This is a genomic window from Methylophilus sp. 42, assembly GCF_000384155.1.
In the GTDB taxonomy this organism is placed as follows: Bacteria; Pseudomonadota; Gammaproteobacteria; order Burkholderiales; family Methylophilaceae; genus Methylophilus.
The window spans coordinates 221,602-243,514 of the sequence record NZ_KB913031.1; the positions used below are offsets into that span (position 1 = coordinate 221,602).

Here is a 21,913-nt window from a genome sequence, read left to right on the forward strand (position 1 = left end):
ATGGCAGGTCTCTTACCGCAGCAAATCCTCCATGACGTTTTCGGTTACTCGCAGTTCCGTCACCAGCAGCAAGCCATCGTTGAACATGTGATCGACGGGCGCGATGCGCTGGTATTGATGCCTACGGGCGGCGGTAAGTCACTGTGTTACCAGATTCCTGCGCTCGCACGCGAGGGTTTGGCCATTGTCGTCTCGCCCTTAATTGCCCTGATGCAAGACCAGGTCGAGGCTTTGCAGCAATTAGGCGTCAACGCCGCCTTTTTAAACTCCAGTTTAAGCGCAGAAGACAATAGCCGTATTACGCGCCAAGTACTCGCAGGCGAAATAAAACTCCTCTACGTCGCCCCCGAACGGCTCATGGTCGGCAGCTTTTTAAGCCTGCTCGATGAAGTGCACCAGCATGTGGGCCTGGCGCTGTTTGCCATCGACGAAGCCCACTGCGTGTCGCAATGGGGGCATGATTTCAGGCCAGAATATCGCCAGCTTACTGTGCTGCATGAGCGCTTTCCGCAAGTACCACGTATTGCGCTCACCGCCACGGCCGATGCGCCCACGCGCGCCGAAATCATCAGCCAGCTCAACCTCGAAAATGCCGCCCAGTTTGTCTCCAGTTTTGACCGGCCGAATATCCGCTACCATGTCGGTATCAAGAATAATGCGCGCCAGCAATTGCAGGCCTTTCTTGAGCGTGAGCACGCTAACGACGCTGGCATCATTTATTGTTTATCGCGCAAAAAAGTCGAAGAAACCGCCGCCTGGTTGGTCGAAAAAGGCTGGTCAGCGTTGCCTTATCACGCCGGCTTACCTGCGCAATTACGTGAGCATCACCAGCGCCGTTTTTTGCGTGAAGAAGGCATTATCATGGTGGCGACGATTGCTTTCGGCATGGGTATCGATAAACCCAACGTGCGCTTTGTCGCGCATTTAGACCTGCCCAAAAGCATGGAAGGCTACTACCAGGAAACTGGCCGTGCTGGCCGCGACGGCTTAGCCGCCAATGCCTGGATGGTCTACGGCATGGGCGATGTCGTCTCCATGCGGCAAATGCTAGATAGTGGCGAAGCCTCCGAAGAGCGCAAACGGCTTGAACGCCTGAAGCTGGATGCCTTGCTCGGCTACTGCGAATCCACCGCCTGCCGTCACCAGACCATTTTGCGCTACTTTGGCGAAAGCCATCCCGGCGCTTGCGACCAATGCGATAACTGCCTGCACCCGGTTGAAACCTGGCAAGCCACACAAGTCGCCCAAATGGCACTTTCCTGCGTATACCGTACCGGGCAACGCTTCGGTGTCGGCCACTTAATCGACGTGCTCACCGGCAAACTCACGCCGCAAGTGGAGCGCTTCGGCCATGACAAAGTCAGTACCTTTGGTATAGGCAAATCCCTCAATCAAGCCCAATGGAGTGGTGTCTATCGCCAACTGATTGCGGCTGGCATGCTTGAGGCTGACATGGCGGCGTATGGTGGCTTAAAGCTGACAGAAGCAGCAAGGCCAGTACTCAAAGGCGAGCAAGAGGTCTGGCTACGCCGCGACGCCGAACCCGAAAAACGCATGAGCAAAGCCGAACGCAGCGCCCGCGCTAAAGAAGCCTTTGCAGGGGCGAATGACGATCCGCTCTGGCAAGCCCTTAAAGCCAAACGGTTGGAACTGGCAAGAGAGCAGGGCGTGCCACCGTATGTTATTTTTCACGATAGTACTTTGCTGGAGATTCATAACCGCAAGCCGCAGACATTAGATGAAATGGGGCAAATTAGCGGGATAGGGCAGGCGAAATTGCAGAAGTATGGGGATGCGTTTTTGTTAGTTTTAGAAGAAATGACTTAATCAACCCCGATCTAGGGATCGTTAGACTTCAACGGGAAGGTTCCGAGTTAAAATGTCAGCATGATCCCGATTTACCCTGCCAATAGTTTGAGTGAAGCACCTCTGCAAGGTGATGTCACGCTCAGCGGCCTCACTAATCCACCACCGCTTTCACTTTATATTCATATTCCCTGGTGTGTACGAAAATGCCCTTATTGCGACTTTAATTCGCATGAGGCTCGCCAGGAAATCCCAGAGACTGCTTATGTGGATGCATTGATTGCTGACCTCGAGCAGGCCACGCCATTGGTGTGGGGGCGAAAAATCCGTAGTGTGTTTTTTGGTGGTGGCACGCCCAGCATTTTTTCAGCCGAGGCGATTGATAAGATTTTGAGCCATGTGCGCATGCTGACGCCGCTGGAGTATGGTGCTGAAGTGACTCTGGAGGCCAACCCAGGAACGGTGGATATCGCTAATTTTCAAGGGTATCGCCAGGCAGGTGTGAACCGGGTTTCACTGGGCATCCAGAGTTTTCAGCCGCAATATCTTAAAGCGCTAGGGCGTATTCACGATCGCGAACAAGCACTGGCAGCGGCAGAATTGGCATTAAATACCTTTGATCAGGTGAATCTGGATGTGATGTATGCCTTGCCGGAGCAAAGCCTGGAAGATGCATTGAAAGATGCCGAAACGGCTTGCCAACTCAAACCGGCGCATTTGTCGTTTTATCACCTGACGCTGGAGCCCAATACGCCGTTTCACCGCACGCCACCGAGTTTGCCGGATGACGATACTAGTGCCACCATGCAAGAAGAAATTGAGAAGGTTCTTGCCAGTCATGGGTATCAACATTATGAAACTTCTGGTTTTTCCCAGCCTGGTCAGCAGTGCCAGCACAACCTCAACTATTGGACGTTTGGGGATTATTTGGGCATAGGCGCCGGTGCGCATTCCAAACTGAGCTTTCACGACAAAATTATCCGCCAAAGTCGACATAAGCATCCTAAGAAATATCTGGAGAGTGTGGCCAAAGGCCAGATGGTCGATAGTGAGTGGCAGATTGGCCGCGAGGATTTGGCGTTTGAATTTATGATGAATGCGTTACGGCTGGTGGATGGTGTGGAAGCGGATTTGTTTCAGCAGCGCACGGGATTACCGTTACGGAGTATCCAAGCTACTTTGCAGGAAGCACAGCAGCAGAGATTGTTGGCGCAAACGAGTGGCGTGATTGCGCCGACGTTAAAAGGGCAACGGTTTTTGAATGAGTTATTGGGGATGTTTTTGCCTTAATCAGTGTTTTTGCTGATTAGGTAAGGTTGCTTTTCGCCATCTAGGCGAGTTACTTTTCTTTGCTTGCACAAAGAACAAGTAACCAAAAGAAAGTGCACCCCAACTTCCGCTTGTATCCTGTGCTACTCGGCTTGCCGGGCGTCCATCGAAACTTGCCCTGACAAGCCACACAAGGCGTGGCTTGTTGCGGAGCTCGGACAGCCGATGGCCGAAGACTCCCGCCAACCCTGCGTTGCTCGGCGCGGCAGATGGGGACCCCGAACACCAACTGAGCGCAACCATTCTTGGTGGTTATCAGCACAGCTGAAAAATTATGCTTCCGTTAAATTTTCACTAATGGTTGTTTGGCGAGATAAATCCCATCCCATCACGCTGAGTAGCGGAGACAAAACAAGGAAGAAGGGAGCGACTGTTTGAGCACCGCGGCAGCTTGTGTCGTGTGCAAGCTGCTAGGGCGAGTTTCGTGACCGCTTGTTTTGTTGAGCAACGCAAGGAAGCCGAAGGCCGTGATGGCTGGGTGCCCTCTTCTTTGGTTACTTTCTGAGGGGCAAGCATCAGAAAGTGACTCGCCTAAAGGCGAAAGCATAAGTGACGAGTATCTACAGAATTACTTTTTAGACTGCCGCTTTTCCAAAACACCCCAACTCAAACTCAACACCAGCAACAAAATCGCACTTGCCACAATCACCGCCAATTGCGGTGTTTGATAAAGTCTCTTCACTGGCGTCCGCGCAATCGACCGTGCATTGGCCTGATAGGTTTCCACAATATGTGACTGTACGGCTGCAATTCGCCTGGTCAAGTTCGACACGGAAAAAGAATACCCTTTTAACGCGAGTCCTTCTGGCAGATTCAGCTTTGGCAAATGCCACCCGGTCGCGTTTTGTTGCGATGCTTGTGTGAGTTGCACGCTCATCACCAGCCCCGGTGTGACAAATGCGTCGGTGTCGACTTCATCGGCTTTTTTAATGCGGTGGGTGAGGGTGTGCAAGGTTTGCGCGTTGGGCACGGCAATGAGTTGTGCGGTTTCACTGCGCTCATCCGGGCGTAGCAGAATGCCGCGGCCCCGACTGAGGGTGATGGATTGCTGCACAAAGCGCTGCTGTAGCACCGGGCTTTGTGGGTAAAGCTTGGCGGCCAGGCTGTTGACGCTTTCACCCGGCAACAGCGGCCACAGCATGGCCTGTTCGTGCTTGGGGTTCGCGATGCCAAGCGCTGCTTGCGTGAGCTGGGTCGCCAATAGGGTGATGGCTAACACTAGCCCCATCATTACCGGGTGTGATTTGCACTTACTCGGTGGATGATGGCGGTGGGGCATCAGTGTCCTAATTGCTGCCTGGCTTGGGCGATGGCGCGGCGCACTTGTTCGGGCGCGGTGCCGCCGGTGTGGTTACGGCTGGCAACAGAGCCTTCAAGGGTGAGCACTTCAAACACGTCGTCGCTGATGGTATTGCTGAAGGCTTGTAACTCAGCCAGGCTGAATTCGGCCAGGTCACGACCTGTTTCCACGCCTGCTTTGACGGCGTGGGCGACCACTTCGTGCGCGTCACGGAATGGCATACCTTTTTTCACCAGGTAATCAGCCAAGTCGGTGGCAGTGGCAAAGCCTTCCAAGGCCGCCTGGCGCATATTGTCGGCTTTGACTGTGATGCCGCGTAACATGTCGGCGTAAATCTGCAAGGTCACCAGCAAGGTGTCGGCTACATCAAACAGAGGCTCTTTGTCTTCCTGGTTGTCTTTGTTATAAGCCAGTGGCTGGCCTTTCATCAGGGTCAGCAAGCCGATCAAATGTCCATAGACGCGGCCGGTTTTACCGCGCACCAGCTCGGGTACGTCCGGGTTTTTCTTTTGTGGCATGATGGAGGAGCCGGTACAGAAACGGTCGGCAATATCAATAAAGCCGAATCGTGGGCTCATCCATAAAATCAGTTCTTCAGAAAAGCGCGACAAATGCATCATCAGCAATGAGGCCGCTGCATTAAACTCAATGGCAAAGTCACGGTCGGAGACAGCATCCAGGGAGTTCTGGCAGACGCTGTCGAACCCTAATAATTCTGCTACTAATTCACGTTTGATCGGGTAGCTGGTGCCGGCGAGTGCAGCGGCACCCAATGGCAAGCGGTTGATACGCTTGCGCGCATCTGCAAAGCGTTCGGCATCGCGGTTGAGCATTTCAAAGTAGGCCATCAGGTGATGGCCAAAGGTCACAGGTTGCGCCACTTGCAAGTGGGTAAAGCCTGGCATGATGGTGGCGGCATGTTGTTCGGCCAAATCCAGTAATGAAGTTTGCAGTGCGCGGATACCGGCGATGGCGTCGTCGACCACACTGCGCAGCCACAGACGCACATCAGTCGCGACCTGGTCGTTACGTGAACGGCCGGTATGCAAGCGTTTGCCAGCATCGCCGATCTTCTCGGTCAGGCGTCTTTCAATGTTGAGGTGTACATCTTCCAGGTCCAGCAGCCACTCAAACTGGCCTGCTGTAATCTCCGCCAGAATCTCACCCAATCCACGTTTGATATCTTCTACATCTTGCGCCGAAATAATGCCTTGTGTGCCCAGCATGGTGGCGTGGGCAATCGAGCCTTGAATGTCGAATGCAGCCAGACGTTTGTCGAAATCGACGGAGGCGGTATAGCGTTTGACCAGTTCGGCGACTGGCTCGTTAAAACGGCCAGACCATGCCTGGTCTTTTTGGTGTAGCGAAGATTGTGTGTTGGGTTGCTGAGTTGTCAAAGCAAAATTCTTTCTGCCAAAATTTGCACCTTCAAATTAAACCTTGAAAATTGCCCACTGGTCGCGGCTTGCGCCCGTGGCACTTAATACTTATTATGCTGGCACGACATTATAAACGAACATCACGCCGTGCGTAAAAGTAGCCGCATCCCCAATTTCCGCAATCTGGGCATACACTTACGTGTACTGTTGCTGCATCTGTGTTTGCTGGCATTGCTCACGGTCTATGACGGCCAGTCGGGTTGGAGCGTATCGTCATGGCTAAATGACCTGGCGCAGATTGGCAGCCAGTGGTTGCCGCCACTGCTGCTGGTGATGGGCGCCCTCACGTTGGCGTATCCTGTGATCAACCGCTGGCCTTATCGCCTGGCCTTGCTGGTGATCTTTTTGCTGGCTATTGGCATCACCGCTTTGTCTGCCTATGGATACCAGCGCTGGATCTTGCCATTCACATCCGCACAATATTGGCAGGTGATGCTGCTGTGTGTGGCCGATGTGCTGGTGTGTTTATATTATCTTGATCTGTTACAGCGGGCTTATTCGCCCGCCATTGCTGAGGCCCGTTTGCAGGCTTTGCAGGCACGTATCCGCCCCCATTTCCTGTTCAATAGCCTGAATGCTGCACTATCTTTGATCCGCAGCCAGCCGCAGCGCGCGGAGACTGCACTGGAAGATATGGCGGAGCTGTTTCGTGTGCTGATGGCGGATAACCGTGACCTGGTGCCTTTGTCGCAAGAAATCACCTTGTGCCAGCAATACTTGAATATTGAAAAGCTGCGACTGGATGAACGACTGCAATGCGACTGGCAATTAGAGGATATTCCGCCGGAAGTCATGATTCCGCCACTGATTTTGCAGCCTTTGCTCGAAAACGCCGTCTATCACGGTATAGAGCCGCAGTCACAAGGCGGTGTGGTGCATATTGAAATCAAGCCTAGTGGCAAGAGTTTGCTGTTACGTATCAGTAATCCTTTGCCGCCCCGTAGTGATAAATCTGGCGGCAATAAAATGGCGCTCAAAAATATACGTGAACGCTTGCGTTTGCACTACGACCTGGAAGCACAGTTGCGCCAATACGAAGCAGATCAGCGTTATATCGTCGAAATCGTGATTCCAACACGGCCGTTGTCCGAGGTGATGCATGGCTAGTCCGCGTTTGCTAATCGTCGATGATGAGCCACTGGCCAGGCAGCGGCTGCGTGATTTAGTGGGGGATGTCGGTGGCTATGAGGTGGCCGGTGAAGCCACCAATGGCGTCGAGGCAATCGGCATGCTGCAAGAGGCATCGGTAGATATTGTGCTGGTGGATATCCGTATGCCGATGATGGATGGCATTGAGCTGGCGCAACACCTGCGTGGTTTGCCCCAGCCGCCCAAGCTCATCTTTACCACGGCTTATGACCATTATGCCGTGCAGGCATTTGAGCTCAATGCCATTGATTATTTGCTCAAGCCGATACGCAGTGAGCGCCTGGCCGCCGCACTAGCCAAAGCGCAGCCACTACAAGCCGCGCAGTCACAGGCTTTGCGGCCATTGCAGGAAACGTACGACCACCTGAGCATCCACGAGCGTGGCAAAGTATTGCTGGTGCCCATCTCAGACGTGCTCTATTTGCGGGCTGAGTTGAAATATGTGACGGTACGCACGCGTGACAAAAGTTACTTGCTCGAAACCTCATTGAGTCAGCTGGAGCAAACCTATGCGGCGCAGTTTGTGCGCATACACCGTAATGCATTGGTCGCACGTGCGGCCATCAGCGGGTTTGAAAAGCAACGGATTTCGGAAGGCGAAGAGGCTGGAGAAACGGCGTGGGTGGTATTAATCAAGGGCATTCCGGAGACATTGCTTGTTAGCCGACGTCACCAAAGTGTGATTAAGGCCACCTGACGGTGGCCTTTTTTCATTATTTCTTCTTCTGCGCCTGATCAATGACCTTGGCGGCCCAGTCGCGGCCACCGAGGCCAAAGGCAATCGCCAGCGCCAGAAACACGGCACCAAATACAATCACAAAAAGTGAGTGAATCAATTGCATGCCAATGCCAAGTTGTTCCAGGGCAATAAAAATCGCCAGGATCTGGATGCAATATTCAGCTGAAGTACTGATGATCAGCGCTTGCTCAAACTTGATGCTATGCAGCCAGGCAAACACCAGGCGGTTGATAAAGCGTGCAAACAGGGTGCCGAAAATGACCACCAGAATCGCCACGATAATATGCGGCAGGTAACTGGCGAGCTCTTTTAGCAATGAAGCGACCTCTGTCAGGCCTAGTGAGTTGGCACCGGTGATGACAAATAGCAGAATCACCAGCCAATAGATGACCTGGCTGATAATGCCACTTAAGGTAACTTTATAGTTGGCACTGCGCATAAAGGCTTCGAGGCCGGATTTTTGCGCAAAAGTATCAAAGTGCGAAATTTCAAGAATGCGTTTTACGCCTAATCTGACTGCTTTGGCGACCAGCCAGCCAAAAAACAGAATGACCATGGCAGCGAGTAATTTGGGTACAAAATGGACCAATTCGACCCAGAATTGATTGAGAGAAGAAAGAAAAATTTCAAGTTGGTATTGCATGGATAGTCCTCCATTTTTATCATTGAATAGCGACTTTTCTAGCCACTTCGGGTTGCTATGCAGGCATCAGCATAACTCAATCCGACTGCCTTGGCGAACAAAAGGTTCATGTAAAGGTGCGTCTTAGCCTGGCACGTAAGGGGCGCAGAAGTCTGCCGATGCCGTGTTAAAATAGCGCGCTAAATCCATCATAGGTAACATCGTTGTGAGTACATTTAATCCTCCAGCCAAGCTAGTCATTGCCTCGCGCGAAAGCGCACTCGCCATGTGGCAGGCCAAGCATATCCAGGCCAGGTTACAGGCCTTATATCCACAATGTGAAGTCAGCATTTTAGGCATGACCACCACTGGTGACCAGATTCTGGATTCCCCGTTGTCGCGTATTGGTGGCAAAGGTTTATTCGTCAAGGAGCTTGAAAATGCACTGGCTGATGGCCGCGCAGATTTGGCCGTGCACAGTATGAAAGATGTGCCCATGCATTTGCCCGAGGGCTTTGTGCTGACCGCCACCGGTGAGCGTGAAGATCCGCGCGATGCGTTTGTCTCTAACGACTATGCCAGCCTTGAAGAGCTGCCTGAGGGCAGCGTGGTTGGTACTTCCAGTTTGCGCCGTCAAAGCCAGATACAGGCGCGTTTCCCTACGCTCAAAATCGAATCTTTGCGTGGCAATGTGCAAACCCGCTTACGTAAACTGGATGAAGGCCAATATGCGGCGATTATTCTGGCGGCAGCCGGGCTGATCCGCCTGGAGTTAGGTGACCGCATCAAAGGTTTTATCGATCCGGCAGACAGTATTCCTGCCGTCGGCCAAGGTGCCTTAGGCATAGAAATCAATGCTGCACGCACTGATTTGAGAGCCATTCTGGCGCCGCTAAACCACCAAGACACTGAGTTGTGCGTGCTGGCCGAGCGTGGCTTTAGCCGTGCATTGGCAGGCAGCTGCACCGTGCCACTGGGCGCTTATGCCACCAAGCAGGGCGACACCATCACCATGCAAGGCTTTGTCGCCAGCGTCGATGGCAAGCAGATGCTGAAGGAAACCGTGACCGGCAATGCGGCAGATGCAGAAAAACTCGGCCAGCAATTGGCGCTGCAACTGGTCTCACGCGGTGCCGATAAAATCCTGGCGACGCTGGATGGCGTCAAATGACACTCTCCTTGGCCGGGGTGCATATCGCGGTGACGCGTCCACCCGAGCAAGCCACCAAGCTCACTGCGGCGATCATTGGTGCAGGCGGTGCAGTCATTTCTTTTCCCTTGCTTGATATCAAAGGCTTGGAAGATCTGAGCGCGTTTCATGCGGCGGTCACGCCACTCAGCCAGTTTGATTGGGCTGTGTTTATCAGTACAAATGCCGTGCAGCATGGCATGCCTTTGCTGCAACAGGCAGGTATTTCGCCATCGCTCAAATTTGCCGCTATCGGCCCAACCACCGCTGCCAGTTTGCAAAGCTATGGTGTTGCAGAGGTGCTGACACCAAGTGAGCGCTTTGATAGCGAAGCTTTGCTGGCGCTGCCTGAATTGCAGTACATGCAAGGGCAGCGGGTGCTGATTGTGCGTGGCGTCGGTGGGCGCGAATTGCTGGCGGATACCCTGAAGCAGCGCGGCGCTGAAGTGGTGTTTGGTGAATGCTATCGCCGCGTGAATCCGCAAAGCAGCGCCCAACGATTGCAACAAGCTTATGCCCAAGGCCAATTACATGGCATCGTTGTCACTAGTACCGAAGCCTTGCGTTTTTTACTGGCGCTGGCCGGTGATGGCGACTGGTTAAAAGCCACCCCTGTATTCGTTAATCATGCCCGCATTGCCGAGCAGGCGCGTGAATCCGGTTTGACCGCATTCAGCGCAGACCAGTCTGGCGACGTCGCCATGCTCAGTCTGCTGCAAACCCATCTTTCGCCCATCGCTGGCTAATTGTTTGAGGTTTGTTTGGTTTTGCGTCTGCAAGCCATGACTCCCAGGCCAGCCAGCAGCATCATATAACTATCAGGCTCAGGTACCGCAGACACATTGATGCCTGCGCTATTAATAGGCGTGATGCGCGATGCATTGGCTAATAGCAGGCTTTGTGCGGTTGTGAGTACTAGGCTGCCTGCCAAATTTGGACTATATCCCGTGATACGGTTTATGACGCTTGAACTGGCTGTTCCCATGTTGAAAACGACACTTGAATTCAAGCCTATATTAAATGCCTGCCACGCAATCACCGGGCGCGGCGACCCAATGTCTAAGGGCGTGGCGCCACTGGTGAGCACTGCTGTGTGCGTGATGTCGAATAGTACGTTGCTGCCAATGGTCAAGTTGCCGGTCAGGTTTGATAAACTGATTTCCTGCGCGTACAGGCTGAGGTCGTTCAGTGTCAGGTCTCCACCGGCGAACAGTGATATCAGACTGTCAGACTTGAGCCACCCACCATCCAGGCTTAGGTTCCCAGTACAGGCTAATGAGATCCCACTGCCTGCTGACAGCGACAGGTCGCCGGAGCAACTCGTGCTTGCCAGGCTGATTTCTGCACTGGCGTGACTCGCCAACGGCAGGCAGGCAAGCAAACAGGACAATACTGACAGGCGTAACATCTCAACCACTCCTTTACATGCGGCATTGCAGTGTAATAGGGCGCGCATCAACGTTGGATGATGCTTTGGTGAAGCGCAGACTAGTCCATGGCCAGGACAGGATTGTATGATGGTGCTTGACAAAACAAACTAAATAACTAATTATTTAGTTATATGAAAACAGTGACCCAAGTTCCAGAACCCTGGAATGCCATTTCCGAGCTATTTGTTGCATTGGGTGATGCCCATCGGCAACGGATTTTGCTATCGTTCGAAAAAAACGAGCGGCTCACCATTCTGCAAATTGTGGAGGGCTCGCAGTTGAGTCGTACCGCAGTGACGCATCATTTAAAAGTACTGGAACGTGGTGGTGCCTTGCAGAGTGAAAAGATTGGCCGCGAAGTTTATTTTTGGGTCAATCAGCCATTCATGCAGCAGGCACTGCAAAACGTGCTGGACTATATTAAAGACGAAATATAAAAAGAATTTAACCGGGAGCAAACCATGTTGGTCAGTGTATTAAGGGGTGTGTGTCGTCTGTTGTTCCGAGTGCGTGTCACCGGGCTGGAGAATGTGCCGCAGGAAGACAGATTGTTGATTATTGCCAACCATGAGTCTTTTCTGGATGGTTTGTTACTAGGCTTGTTTTTGCCCAAGCGCGCGACCTTTGTCGTGCATACCGGCGTGTTGAAGAACATTTTTTTCCGCTGGTGGTTAAAGCTGACGCCACATTTGTCTGTTGATCCGGCCAGCCCTCTGGCGATGAAGAAAGTGGTGCAGCGCCTGAATGCGGGCGAAAACGTAGTGATCTTTCCTGAAGGCAGGATTACCCTGACGGGCGCCTTGATGAAGGTGTATGACGGCCCCGGTTTTGTGGCGGCTAAAACAGGCGTCAAAATCCTGCCGGTGCGCGTCGAAGGCGCAGCTCAATCTTATTTTGGCCGTTTGTCGGATGTGCATCCGCGTAAGTTGTTACCACGCGTGACCCTGAAAATCTTGCCGCCGACGGAAATCCGTATTGAGCAACATGGGCATCATGCGCCACTCACGGCCAAGCAGCGCCGCCGCATTGCTGGTGAAGCCATGCGCAGCATCATGCAGCATATGCTGTTTAAAACCCAGCAAAGCAAAAGTCTGTTTGAAGCTTTTCTCGACACCATGGATAAATACGGTGCCAAGACACGCATCATCGAGGATATGAACCAGGTTGAGGACACCTATCAGGAGGTGCTCAAGCGTAGCCTGGCGCTGGGTCGCATTGCCACCAAGGTGAGCCAGCCTGGCGAAGCGGTCGGGGTGTTGATGCCTAATATCACCAACACGTTGGCGCTGGTGCTGGGGATGAGCGCTTTTAAAAGAATCCCTGCCATGCTTAACTACACGGCTGGTGCGGATGGCATGCGCAATGCCTGCATCGCCGCCAATATCCGCACGGTCATCAGTTCGCGCAAGTTTATTGAAGCGGCCAAGCTGGAAGAGACGGTCGCCAAAATGAGCGATTTGAATATTGTCTACCTTGAAGATCTGCGTGGCCAGTTTGGCATGCTGGACCGTGCCTGGCTCATGGGTTACGCCTTGCTTTACCCGCGCGCAGCAATGGAACCGGTGACCGCCGAGGATACGGCGGTGATTTTATTTACCTCTGGTTCTGAGGGTAAACCCAAGGGTGTGGTGCATAGCCATAAAAGTATCTTGGCCAACACGCACCAGATCCTGGCGACACTGGACTTCAGCCCGGCTGATAAATTCATGATGGCCTTGCCGCTGTTTCATGCCTTTGGCTTTACCGGCGCGCTGCTGCCGTTACTCAACGGCATCCCGCTGTTGCTGTTTCCATCACCACTGCAATATAAATTGATCCCTGAAGTGATTTACGACAAAGGGTGCACGGTGTTTTTCTCCACCAGCACCTTTTTGGGCAACTATGCCAAATATGCGCACCCGTATGACTTTTATAAGTTACGCGTGGTGTTTGCCGGGGCAGAAAAGCTCAACGAAGAAGTGCGCAAGATTTATCATGAAAAATTTGGCATCCGCATTCTTGAAGGTTATGGCACCACCGAATGCGCGCCCGTGGTCGCTGCCAATACGCCCATGGCCAACCGCAACGGCAGTGTTGGCCAATTCTTTCCTGGGATTCAATACAAGCTTAGCCCGGTGCCTGGCATAGAAAAAGGCGGCTTGCTGACGGTGAAAGGCGACAACATCATGCAAGGCTACTATTTGTACGACAACCCGGGCGTGCTGGTCGCGCCGAAAGATGGCTGGTATGAAACGGGCGATGTCGTTGAAGTGGATGCTGAAGGCTTTATCCATATCAAAGGTCGGGTGAAGCGTTTTGCCAAAGTGGCTGGTGAGATGGTCTCACTGGAAGTCGTTGAAAAGATTGCCAACACCGCTGCACCTGAGCAGCAGCATGCAGCCACTACCGTGGCAGATGCCAGCCGTGGCGAAAGCATTGTGCTCTTCACCACCGATGCCAAACTGAAGCGCGAAGACTTGCAAATTGTCGCCAAAAACTTGGGCTCGCCCGAAATTGCCATTGCACGTAAATTGATCGTGGTTGAGCACATCCCGGTATTGGGTACCGGTAAAACCGATTATGTCACTTTGAAACAAATGGCGGAGCAAGCAGCATGACCAATCCATTCAATTTACTCAGCCAGCAACGCTTTGGCCCCTTTTTCTGGACACAAGGGTTAGGTGCGTTTAATGACAATGTATTTAAAACCGCATTGATTACCCAGGTGGCTTTTAACACGTCCAGCCTGACCACATTAGATGGCGCAACATTGGCCACTTTGTTGCCTGGCCTGTTTATTTTACCGTTTTTCCTGTTCTCAGCCTCGGCCGGGCAATTGGCGGACAAATATGAAAAGTCACAGATTATCCGGCTGGTGAAGGTGCTGGAGATTTGTATCATGCTGTTTGCCAGTATCGGCTTTTTAAGTCGCAGCTTGTTGATGCTGGCGCTGGCACTGTTTTTAATGGGTGTGCATTCCACTTTATTTGGCCCGGTGAAATACTCTTATTTACCGCAGCATTTACAGCCTACGGAGCTTACTGCTGGTAATGGCCTGGTTGAAATGGGTAGCTTCGTGGCTATTTTGCTGGGGCAGGTATTGGGCGCCTGGTTAGGTAGTCTGGAGCAGCATGCCTTGTTTACCAGTTTGAGTGTGTTGCTGATAGCCATCTCTGGCTATCACTTGAGCCGCGGCATTCCGTTGTCACCGGCCCCTGTGCCTGCAATCACCATTAACTGGAACCCGATCACCGAAACCATCAAAAATGTGCGCACGTTTTGGGCGCAGCAAACGTTGTGGGTGGCGATTGTCGCCATCTCCTGGTTCTGGTTTTTTGGTGCGACCTTGCTGGCACAGTTTCCTAACCTGGCGAAAAATGTGTTGCAAGGCAGCGAGCGTGACTTTATTAGCCTGTTATCGATTTTCTCGGTCGGTGTGGGTGTGGGCTCGGTCTGGTGCGAAAAGCTCTCCAAAGGCAAACAGGAGTTGGGCCTGGTCATGCTGGGCGCGGCAGGCATGTCATTATTCGCCTGGGATTTTGCCAGTACAGCCAGCAATATTCAGCAACAGTTATTAGCCAATCCAGCACTGACTTTGCATGCACTGGCCGGGGTGGATGATTGGCGCATGTTGCTCGATGTGGCATTGCTTGGCGTGAGTGGTGGCCTCTATATTGTGCCATTGTATGTATTGTTGCAAAGCCGCGCTGAAGCGGGTTATCAGTCACGCGTGATTGCGGCTAACAATATTATGAATGCTTTGTTTATGGTGCTTTCGGCTGGTTTCTCGGTGTTGCTGTTTGGTATGGGTATCAGTATTCCGCAATTGTTTGCCATCACGGCAGCGGTCAATGTGCTGGTCGCCATTTATCTGTGCTTTCGCCAGCCGGAATATTGGCATACCGTGCGTGCTTACCTGCGTGGCTTGAGAGGATAAGCATGCGTCGTATCGTGGGCGTGGGGTTAGGTTTGGTCTCGTCGTTTGCCTGTAGTGAGCCTGGTGGCGAGCAATTGGGCTTATATACACAAAACCAATTTCAAACGGTTGAGGGGGATTGCCAGCAATGCCAGGCGTCACCACAAGCCTTATGGTATTTTCGTCATGAAACTTTTGCCTTGCCGCAAAGTGGTGCACCAGTGGTCAGCTTTGATGCCAGCAAACGTGGTGTTGAAGATACGCAGGCATTAAACCCGGATGCATTGCCCGCCTTGGTGTGGACGGGCGCCAGTCAGCACTGGTCGGCACTGACCTTAAACGCTGAGGCAACTGCAGTCACTCGCGTACAAGGGGATCGATTTGGTTTTAAATTGGTGCCTAAGATCGTCAGTAATCGTTCTTATTGGAATGCCGAAACCAGCCGCTATCTCAGCCAAAAGCCGCTGTCGATCCGTGGTGAATTGGAAGGGCAAACGCTGGTGGCACGCACCGTCTGGCCGCAACCCTTTAAACTCAATCTCACTGCTGGTACCCAGCCTTTGCAGTCAGGAGAAAGCCTGCAATCACTGGTACAGTTTGCCAATGGCGGCGCACGTAGCCCTTACCAAAGCCGCTTGCTATGGGAGAAGTCACCCGGCGCAGCGCAACAATCATCCGGCAAACCAGCGTTGGGAGTGTTGCTTAATGGTGCGCAAGGTGATGACGACGAAGCGCATGGTGGGCATTTTGCGCTGGCCACTGGCGTTGTGGGCGCTGACGGTGAGTATGCGACCTGGTTGGTGAACAATTATTACAACCTGGCCAGCAATAGTGAAAAAGGCATTATCGCCGGCGTGACACCGTTTGATAAATACATGGGCGACCTCAATAGCGGCCAGGCATTTTACCGCCCGTCTTATATGCTGGTGGCAGTGTTTAGTCAGCCGGAGATTCCCAAACAGGTGCAAGCACTCAATAACCGGGTGTTCCAGCATTTTTACCGCAACGACTTTGTCTATGACCACGCGTTGGAAAACTGCGCTGGCATCAGCATTGATACGCTGCGTCAGTTGGGCTGGCAAGTGCCAAAACGTGGTGTCGAAAGCCTGCTCAAAGCCAGTGCTGCTTACTGGTATGTGGCGGCGACTGAGCGCAGCTTGCAAAAAGGCCGTGCCATTTATGATTATCTCAACACAGAAATGACCAGGCTGTTTCCAGCCGTGGCGTTTGATGCGATAGGCAACGATTTGCTTAAAATCGCCCAAACGGGCAATCAATCAACTTTGAGCTCTGGTGCTATGCAAGCTATGCCAGGGCAGCTTGAAGCTATTTATTTTGTACGTATCCCGCAAATTCCATCCAGTCGGGCATATGGGTTGGCACCTGTGTATAGCTTTGCACAATACTTGCAACAAGCCCCGGCGGACAGAAACCAGTGGCAAATTATCCCGGTCACGCCAAACCCCTTGCCTGAGCCGTTAAAAGAGGGGCTGGCGCACCAGCCAGAGACGCCTGCATTATTGCCGATACCGGCGATTCTGTTTTTAATCAGTGTGATTGGTCTCGCCTGGGTATTGCTGAAAGGACTGAGGCACTTGCTAAGGCGCGCTCTTCCTACAGCAAAATAAGCAAAGCACGGATAAGCAGGATTCATGATTCCCTTTTAAATAAAAATGCCAAACCACATTTTTTATTTAAGGACAAACAATGAACAAATTACTGATTGCATTATTGGTTTCTGTGATTTCAATCACGTCTTCTTATGCGGCTGAAAGCAAAGATGACGGTGCAACATTGGGAACGTCTAAAAGCCCGCAAGTCGACCGGCAGCAAAGCCGGACAGACAAAGGGCCTATTGGTAGCAGTCAAGATGGAGTGCCTAATGATGCTAGCAACCTGGGTAATTCGGAGAGCCCTCAGATTAAAGACCAGGCCCAACGCACGGACAAGGGCTCGGCCGATCGACCCATGAAAAGGCACAAAAACAAAGTACTGAGGAATAAAGACGAAAAAGCCGGGACGACGCACGGCAATCCTGTGCAACCGACAGAATATGAAGCAGCACCGCCAGCGACGACCAATTAAGGTGGCGGGTATCACGGGATTGCTTGGGCAATCCCATTTTTCTGCAATGCCATGGCATCGTCTGCACCTTTATAATGAAAGCCTGTCTTAGCTTTAACTCAATCAAAAGAAGCGCTTTATGTCATTGGCTAGCCAACGGAAACTGATTTTGACCGCGATCATTTGTTTATTGCTCTACCAGGTAGGTAGCTGGATCACCATTGTGGCAGGCGCCGTGTGGGGCGCAGGGGCGGCGGTGATTGTGGCTGTGGTGTCTTATCTATGTGCACGTTTGGCGAAGCGCGGGGCGACCAGTACGATCTGGTTTTTAATCCCCACTTTATTGTTTACAGTGATTCCTCTACTGGCAAAGGCATGGAGTTTATTGACCAGCCAGACCGGTATTGTCGATATGCTGGTTGACCTGGTACCGCTGCTGGTCGGGTTTGTGATTCCGGTAGGATTGTTGTCAGCGGTGTATCTCGACTTGCGCAAGAAGTCTGTTTTGCCCGAGTAGCTTAGGCCCTGCGCGAACAATCGCGAATAACCCGTTATAATCACACGCTTGAATCCCATCTGATTAAGCAAACATGCAATCCAGTTATTTCGGCAAACCACGTTCTTCTTCAAAACTCTGGGCAATCGGCCATTGGTTTGGCCCATATGCGCCGCTCATTGTCATGTTTATCAGTGGGCTGGTATTGCTTTCACTCACGCGTCTGGGCCTGGTGGCCTGGAAGTGGGAGCGCGTGCAGGCCACTGGCGAGCTGTGCCAGATTCTGCTGCAAGGCGTACGCGTCGATGTGATCCAGCTGGGTTTGCTGGCCATCATTCCTGTATTGCTCTCACCCATATTGGCCACACGCAAACTATTCAAGGTATGGCGCGGATTCACCTACTGGTGGGTATTGCTATCATTGGTATTGCTGGTGTTTCTCGAAGCCGCCACGCCTGGCTTTATTCTCGAATATGATGTGCGGCCTAACCGTATTTTTGTCGAATACCTGAAATATCCGCATGAAGTCTTTGGCATGTTGTGGCAGGGCTTTAAGACTGAACTAATATTTGGCCTGTTGATGACGATCATTGCTTTTGCCGCTGTGGCCAAATTGCTTAAACCCTGGCGCAAGGCCGAGGTGAAGTGGGCTAGTCCAGCGGTGTGGCTGGTATGGCCGTTAGTACTGGTGCTGACGGTATTTGCGATTCGCTCGACACTCACGCATAGACCTGCCAACCCGGCGCTATTTGCGATTACGCAAGACAGTATGGTCAATAGCCTGGTGCTCAATTCTACTTATTCGGTGTTTTATGCGGCTTATAGCTTGCAGCATGAGGCGAAGTCTAGCGAGATCTATGGCAAGCTGCCGCGAGAGAAAGTGTTGGCGATCACGGGCGCGCAAGAAGCCGATATCCCTACCTTGACCACACTGCTGCCAACAGCAAAACGCGACAAGCCACTGAATCTGGTGATTTTGTTGCAAGAAAGCCTGGGTGCGGGTTTCGTCGAGTCACTCGGCGGCAAGCCGGTGACGCCTAATCTGGAAAAACTCAAATCTGAAGGTATCTGGTTTACGCATTTGTATGCCACCGGTACTCGCTCGGTGCGGGGGATTGAGGCTGTGGTCACGGGTTTTCAGCCCACGCCATCCGATAGCACGGTCAAATTGGGTTTAAGCCAGAAAAACTTTTTTACCTTGGCGGATTTACTGTCTAAACAAGGCTATTTAACCGAGTTCATCTATGGCGGTGAATCGCATTTTGACAATATGCGCAGTTTTTTTATGGGCAATGGTTTTCAGCAAATCACTGACCAGCCGGATTTCAAGAACCCGGCATTTGTCGCCAGCTGGGGCGCGTCAGATGAAGACTTGCTGAATAAAACCCACGAGCAGCTCATGGCACATCATGCCAGCGGTAAGCCATTTTTTACTTTGGCATTCAGCTCTTCAAATCACGCGCCATTTGAGTTCCCTGATGGTCGCATTGAGTTGTATGAGCAACCGAAAGCGACTGACAATAATGCCGTGAAATATGCTGATTATGCGATTGGTGAATTTATTAAAAAGGCCAAAGCCAGTCCTTACTGGCAAGACACGGTATTTCTGATCGTGGCCGATCATGATATCCGTGTACGGGGGGATTCGCTGGTGCCCATTGAGCACTTCCATATCCCGGCCCTGATTTTGGGCGGTGCGGTACAGCCCAAAACGGTGGATGCGATTGCCAGCCAGATCGATTTGCCGGTCACGGTATTGTCTTTGATGGGTATTGAGGCACAGCATCCAATGACCGGGCACGATTTATCAAATGTAAGTGCTGACTATCGTGGCCGTGCCATGATGCAATACAACTACAACTATGGCTGGATGCAGCAAATTGGACAAACGGTTGCAGAAAATGAGGTGGTGGTGTTGCGTGAAGGCAAGCCTGCTGCGTTTGGGCATTACGATCCAGTGAGCAAGCAACTGCAAAATACCGCAGCGCCCGTAGATGCCAATGTCCTGGCAGAGCGCGCACTGGCCAATGCCTTATTACCTGCGTTGTTATATAAAGAGCAGCGTTATCGCTTGCCGGAGTAGGACGCCAATTTGAAAAAGCAGCCTTCCATGTTGACCCGTCAAGTCATTGTTGATGGGCTCAAGTATATTGCGAGCGGTGGTTTTTGGCTTAAAAATAGTCATTTGCCGGTTTTAAACCATGCCATTCCTGATGACTTTATTGGCCTGTGTGTCGCCAGTAATGCCGATCCGGTTACAGACGATTATGTCCTGGAGCAACTACAGACCTTGGGCGTTAAGCGCGTGCGGCTGGATATCAGTGACGATGATGCACGTCATGATCAAGAACGCTTTTTACGTCGATTGCTGGCGGCGGGAGTGCGTGTCACTTTGCATGTGGTGCAACCTTACGAGGCCGCCAGAAATATGCGTTCAAGCGCAGTACAGGCTGAGTGGGCACGCTTCGTCAGCGAGTTACTGCAAGCCTATGCAACTGAGATTGCGGCACTGGAAATTGGTAATACCGTCAATCGCAAGAAATGGGCGGGTTACGATATGCCGGGTTTTATGCTGGCCTGGCAAATTGCTTATGACCTGGCCAGAGCGCATCAAGTGGTCGTGGTTGGTCCCAATATCCAGGATTTTGAGCCTCTATACAATATCAGCTTGCTGAAAACACTGGGTCAGGACCGCCGCCTGCCGGATGTGCATAGCAATAATCTGTTTGTGGAACGGGTGGTTGAGCCTGAGTTGGCAGATTTTCGTATTCTGAAACATAAATGGACACGCAGTTTCAAATTCAACCTGATCAAGAAAGCCAAACTGCTACAAAAAATTGGTGACGATCTAGGTGTGCCAACACTGGTTTCTCCAGTCGCATTCTGGGCGATTTTTCGTATCAAGCGCCGTTTCCCGGATGGTGCGCAAAAGCAGGCGGATTATGTCACACGTTATTTCACTCTGTTGGCTGCCTCAGGTGCGCTGCGGCATGCTAACTGGGGGGCGTTTATCTGTCACCGCGAGGGCTTGATTGACGATGGCCTCACGGATGCCGAATATCCGGCGCTGGAGCGTGTGGCTTATTACAAGTCGGCAGATGGGGAGTGCGCTGATTATCAGCAAACCCCTGGTTTTGCTGCGTTCAAGATGGTCAGTCACTGGTTGAATGGTGCGCAATATATTGCCCCGGTCAGCACCGGCGAGGGCCTGGAAATTCATCATTTGCAACAGCGGGGATATGCAGTACATATTGCCTGGACAGTGAATGGTCAATGCGCCTTGCTGGATCAGGTTTATTCGCCGCACAGCCTGCAGCAAGCACAGATTTTCAACCGGGATGGCGAGTTGGTGCTCGGGATGCCATTGTTGACGGAGTCGCCAGTGTACCTGGTCTGGCCACAAGCCGAGCAGATCGTATTACGCACGACGCGACCCGTATTGAGTGGAACCGTGATTCACGCCCATATTGCCGGCCAGCAGTATTTCCCGATTCAGGAAGGCGACTGGCGTGGCATGATTTTGGCCGTCAATGCCGAAGAGGCACAGCAATTGTGGCGGGCCTGGCATCCAGAAACCTTGTCTCCTCCGGCCAAAGAGGCTGCCTTGCGTCATGCCAGAAACGCGATCTGGTCATTACCGGATCCGCGAGACACTGCGCAACAAGTGACCGTCAAAAAACCGGTGCGCATGTATTGGCACAAAACCTTGCTGGATAGATATAAACCCAGCAAGGCCAAACGTAGCTGGAACGGCGCTATGGAGTTGCTACGGCGTGGTGTGGGGACTGCGATGCCACTGGCTTACTTTGAGCATGCCAATGACCCGACCTTGAAACGGAATTTTTTTATTTCAGTCTATGTGCCGCATGAGTTTGCCATTTCAAAAGCTTTTCTGGCATTTAAAAACGGCGACAGCCATTTTGAAGGCGTTGCTGCAGAGACCTTGTATCATGCGTTCGCCCGTTTCTGCTTGCATATGCATAGTTCGGGAATTTATTTCCGCGACTTTTCTGGCGGTAACATTCTGGTACAGCGGCAGAGCGATGGCGCATTACACTTTGTGTTAATTGATACCGCGCGCCTGCATGCAAGCGCGACCGCCATCATGATCAAGCAACGCCTGGCAGACTTAACGCGGGCGCTACATAAGCTGCACTGGGACGGCCGCAAACAATTCCTGCAAATGTATCTTGGCATGACCGGGCGCCGTTTGGGCTGGCAGTTTTTGTGGCCGTTTTATCTATACGATTTCAAAGTTTCTCTGAAGAAAACCATCGGCCGCAAAGGCATACGCAAGCTATTGCGCTATATCAAATCCCGCTTTGCTTAAGGCTTATATCAGGCCACACTCATGAAAATCATGAATGTAAGTTGCGTAGTTTAATCACGACAAGCGCGCCGGGCAGTTTTAATATGGTCACACGTTGATAGCAATCGCTAGAACGAAATCAGGAT

Annotated in this window: 18 protein-coding genes; 14 read left to right on the forward strand and 4 right to left on the reverse strand. The window is 52.1% G+C overall.

Features of this window, described 5'->3' with window-relative positions:
* Both recQ and hemW read left to right on the forward strand, forming a co-directional pair.
* The gene (gene recQ / locus MET42_RS0101030) at positions 1-1,827 is read left to right on the forward strand and encodes a DNA helicase RecQ (protein ID WP_019880826.1); all 1,827 of its coding nucleotides are present in this window, start codon (positions 1-3) and stop codon (positions 1,825-1,827) included.
* A gap of 60 nt (positions 1,828-1,887) precedes the next feature.
* A complete protein-coding gene (hemW, locus tag MET42_RS0101035; protein ID WP_019880827.1) occupies positions 1,888-3,096 on the forward strand; it encodes a radical SAM family heme chaperone HemW in 1,209 nt (402 codons plus the stop codon).
* A 607-nt stretch (positions 3,097-3,703) separates the two neighbouring features.
* On the opposite strand, the gene MET42_RS0101040 is transcribed toward hemW, so the two are convergent.
* Both MET42_RS0101040 and argH read right to left on the reverse strand, forming a co-directional pair.
* On the reverse strand, positions 3,704-4,363 hold the full coding sequence (locus tag MET42_RS0101040) for a hypothetical protein (protein WP_232411643.1): 660 nt from the start codon (positions 4,361-4,363) through the stop codon (positions 3,704-3,706).
* Between the two features lie 50 nt (positions 4,364-4,413).
* Positions 4,414-5,832 carry an argininosuccinate lyase gene (gene argH, locus MET42_RS0101045; protein ID WP_019880830.1) on the reverse strand — a complete coding sequence of 473 codons (1,419 nt, stop codon included), beginning with the start codon at positions 5,830-5,832 and terminating at the stop codon, positions 4,414-4,416.
* A gap of 129 nt (positions 5,833-5,961) precedes the next feature.
* On the opposite strand from argH, the gene MET42_RS0101050 reads away from it, so the two are divergent.
* Positions 5,962-6,981 carry a sensor histidine kinase gene (locus tag MET42_RS0101050; protein ID WP_019880831.1) on the forward strand — a complete coding sequence of 340 codons (1,020 nt, stop codon included), beginning with the start codon at positions 5,962-5,964 and terminating at the stop codon, positions 6,979-6,981.
* Positions 6,974-7,720: a LytTR family DNA-binding domain-containing protein gene (locus tag MET42_RS0101055; RefSeq protein ID WP_019880832.1), complete on the forward strand. Its 747-nt coding sequence runs from the start codon at positions 6,974-6,976 to the stop codon at positions 7,718-7,720. Before MET42_RS0101050 ends, MET42_RS0101055 begins: the two co-directional genes overlap by 8 nt.
* A 16-nt stretch (positions 7,721-7,736) precedes the next feature.
* On the opposite strand, the gene MET42_RS0101060 is transcribed toward MET42_RS0101055, so the two are convergent.
* Positions 7,737-8,405: a hypothetical protein gene (locus tag MET42_RS0101060; protein WP_019880833.1), complete on the reverse strand. Its 669-nt coding sequence runs from the start codon at positions 8,403-8,405 to the stop codon at positions 7,737-7,739.
* Positions 8,406-8,610: 205 nt separating this feature from the next.
* Between MET42_RS0101060 and hemC the strand changes: the two genes are divergently transcribed.
* Entirely contained in the window at positions 8,611-9,555 is a 945-nt protein-coding gene (gene hemC / locus MET42_RS0101065) for a hydroxymethylbilane synthase (RefSeq protein ID WP_198289759.1), read from the forward strand.
* Complete coding sequence (locus MET42_RS0101070; RefSeq protein WP_019880835.1) at positions 9,552-10,319, forward strand: uroporphyrinogen-III synthase; 768 nt, start codon at positions 9,552-9,554, stop codon at positions 10,317-10,319. The genes hemC and MET42_RS0101070 overlap by 4 nt, the downstream gene beginning before the upstream one ends.
* On the opposite strand, the gene MET42_RS0101075 is transcribed toward MET42_RS0101070, so the two are convergent.
* A complete protein-coding gene (locus MET42_RS0101075; protein ID WP_019880836.1) occupies positions 10,316-10,981 on the reverse strand; it encodes a PEP-CTERM sorting domain-containing protein in 666 nt (221 codons plus the stop codon). The two genes, MET42_RS0101070 and MET42_RS0101075, sit on opposite strands and share 4 nt — an antisense overlap.
* Positions 10,982-11,134: 153 nt before the next feature.
* Between MET42_RS0101075 and MET42_RS0101080 the strand changes: the two genes are divergently transcribed.
* The 8 genes from MET42_RS0101080 (at position 11,135) to MET42_RS0101115 (ending at position 21,788) form a co-directional block, all read left to right on the forward strand.
* Positions 11,135-11,440, forward strand: a complete 306-nt coding sequence (locus MET42_RS0101080) for a helix-turn-helix transcriptional regulator (RefSeq protein WP_019880837.1) — start codon at positions 11,135-11,137, stop codon at positions 11,438-11,440.
* 24 nt (positions 11,441-11,464) lie between these two features.
* Positions 11,465-13,600, forward strand: coding sequence for a bifunctional acyl-ACP--phospholipid O-acyltransferase/long-chain-fatty-acid--ACP ligase (aas, locus tag MET42_RS0101085; RefSeq protein ID WP_029512285.1), 2,136 nt, complete (start codon positions 11,465-11,467; stop codon positions 13,598-13,600).
* Positions 13,597-14,919 carry an MFS transporter gene (locus tag MET42_RS0101090; protein WP_019880839.1) on the forward strand — a complete coding sequence of 441 codons (1,323 nt, stop codon included), beginning with the start codon at positions 13,597-13,599 and terminating at the stop codon, positions 14,917-14,919. Before aas ends, MET42_RS0101090 begins: the two co-directional genes overlap by 4 nt.
* A 2-nt stretch (positions 14,920-14,921) precedes the next feature.
* On the forward strand, positions 14,922-16,526 hold the full coding sequence (locus MET42_RS0101095) for a hypothetical protein (RefSeq protein ID WP_019880840.1): 1,605 nt from the start codon (positions 14,922-14,924) through the stop codon (positions 16,524-16,526).
* Positions 16,527-16,605: 79 nt separating this feature from the next.
* Complete coding sequence (locus MET42_RS0101100) at positions 16,606-16,983, forward strand: hypothetical protein (protein WP_019880841.1); 378 nt, start codon at positions 16,606-16,608, stop codon at positions 16,981-16,983.
* A 118-nt stretch (positions 16,984-17,101) separates the two neighbouring features.
* A complete protein-coding gene (locus MET42_RS0101105) occupies positions 17,102-17,479 on the forward strand; it encodes a hypothetical protein (protein ID WP_019880843.1) in 378 nt (125 codons plus the stop codon).
* A gap of 73 nt (positions 17,480-17,552) precedes the next feature.
* Positions 17,553-19,541, forward strand: a complete 1,989-nt coding sequence (locus MET42_RS0101110) for an LTA synthase family protein (RefSeq protein WP_019880844.1) — start codon at positions 17,553-17,555, stop codon at positions 19,539-19,541.
* Between the two features lie 27 nt (positions 19,542-19,568).
* Complete coding sequence (locus MET42_RS0101115; protein WP_019880845.1) at positions 19,569-21,788, forward strand: lipopolysaccharide kinase InaA family protein; 2,220 nt, start codon at positions 19,569-19,571, stop codon at positions 21,786-21,788.
* Positions 21,789-21,913: the final 125 nt, after the last annotated feature.

What these genes read in the sequence shown, in the direction of transcription:
- recQ (WP_019880826.1), top strand. Translation starts at nt 1, where the DNA reads ATGGCAGGTCTCTTACCGCAGCAAATCCTCCATGACGTTTTCGGTTAC.
- hemW (WP_019880827.1), top strand. Translation starts at nt 1,888, where the DNA reads ATGATCCCGATTTACCCTGCCAATAGTTTGAGTGAAGCACCTCTGCAA.
- MET42_RS0101040 (WP_232411643.1), bottom strand. Translation starts at nt 4,363, where the DNA reads ATGGGGCTAGTGTTAGCCATCACCCTATTGGCGACCCAGCTCACGCAA.
- MET42_RS0101055 (WP_019880832.1), top strand. Translation starts at nt 6,974, where the DNA reads ATGGCTAGTCCGCGTTTGCTAATCGTCGATGATGAGCCACTGGCCAGG.
- MET42_RS0101060 (WP_019880833.1), bottom strand. Translation starts at nt 8,405, where the DNA reads ATGCAATACCAACTTGAAATTTTTCTTTCTTCTCTCAATCAATTCTGG.
- MET42_RS0101070 (WP_019880835.1), top strand. Translation starts at nt 9,552, where the DNA reads ATGACACTCTCCTTGGCCGGGGTGCATATCGCGGTGACGCGTCCACCC.
- MET42_RS0101075 (WP_019880836.1), bottom strand. Translation starts at nt 10,981, where the DNA reads ATGTTACGCCTGTCAGTATTGTCCTGTTTGCTTGCCTGCCTGCCGTTG.
- MET42_RS0101080 (WP_019880837.1), top strand. Translation starts at nt 11,135, where the DNA reads ATGAAAACAGTGACCCAAGTTCCAGAACCCTGGAATGCCATTTCCGAG.
- aas (WP_029512285.1), top strand. Translation starts at nt 11,465, where the DNA reads ATGTTGGTCAGTGTATTAAGGGGTGTGTGTCGTCTGTTGTTCCGAGTG.
- MET42_RS0101090 (WP_019880839.1), top strand. Translation starts at nt 13,597, where the DNA reads ATGACCAATCCATTCAATTTACTCAGCCAGCAACGCTTTGGCCCCTTT.
- MET42_RS0101095 (WP_019880840.1), top strand. Translation starts at nt 14,922, where the DNA reads ATGCGTCGTATCGTGGGCGTGGGGTTAGGTTTGGTCTCGTCGTTTGCC.
- MET42_RS0101100 (WP_019880841.1), top strand. Translation starts at nt 16,606, where the DNA reads ATGAACAAATTACTGATTGCATTATTGGTTTCTGTGATTTCAATCACG.
- MET42_RS0101105 (WP_019880843.1), top strand. Translation starts at nt 17,102, where the DNA reads ATGTCATTGGCTAGCCAACGGAAACTGATTTTGACCGCGATCATTTGT.
- MET42_RS0101110 (WP_019880844.1), top strand. Translation starts at nt 17,553, where the DNA reads ATGCAATCCAGTTATTTCGGCAAACCACGTTCTTCTTCAAAACTCTGG.
- MET42_RS0101115 (WP_019880845.1), top strand. Translation starts at nt 19,569, where the DNA reads ATGTTGACCCGTCAAGTCATTGTTGATGGGCTCAAGTATATTGCGAGC.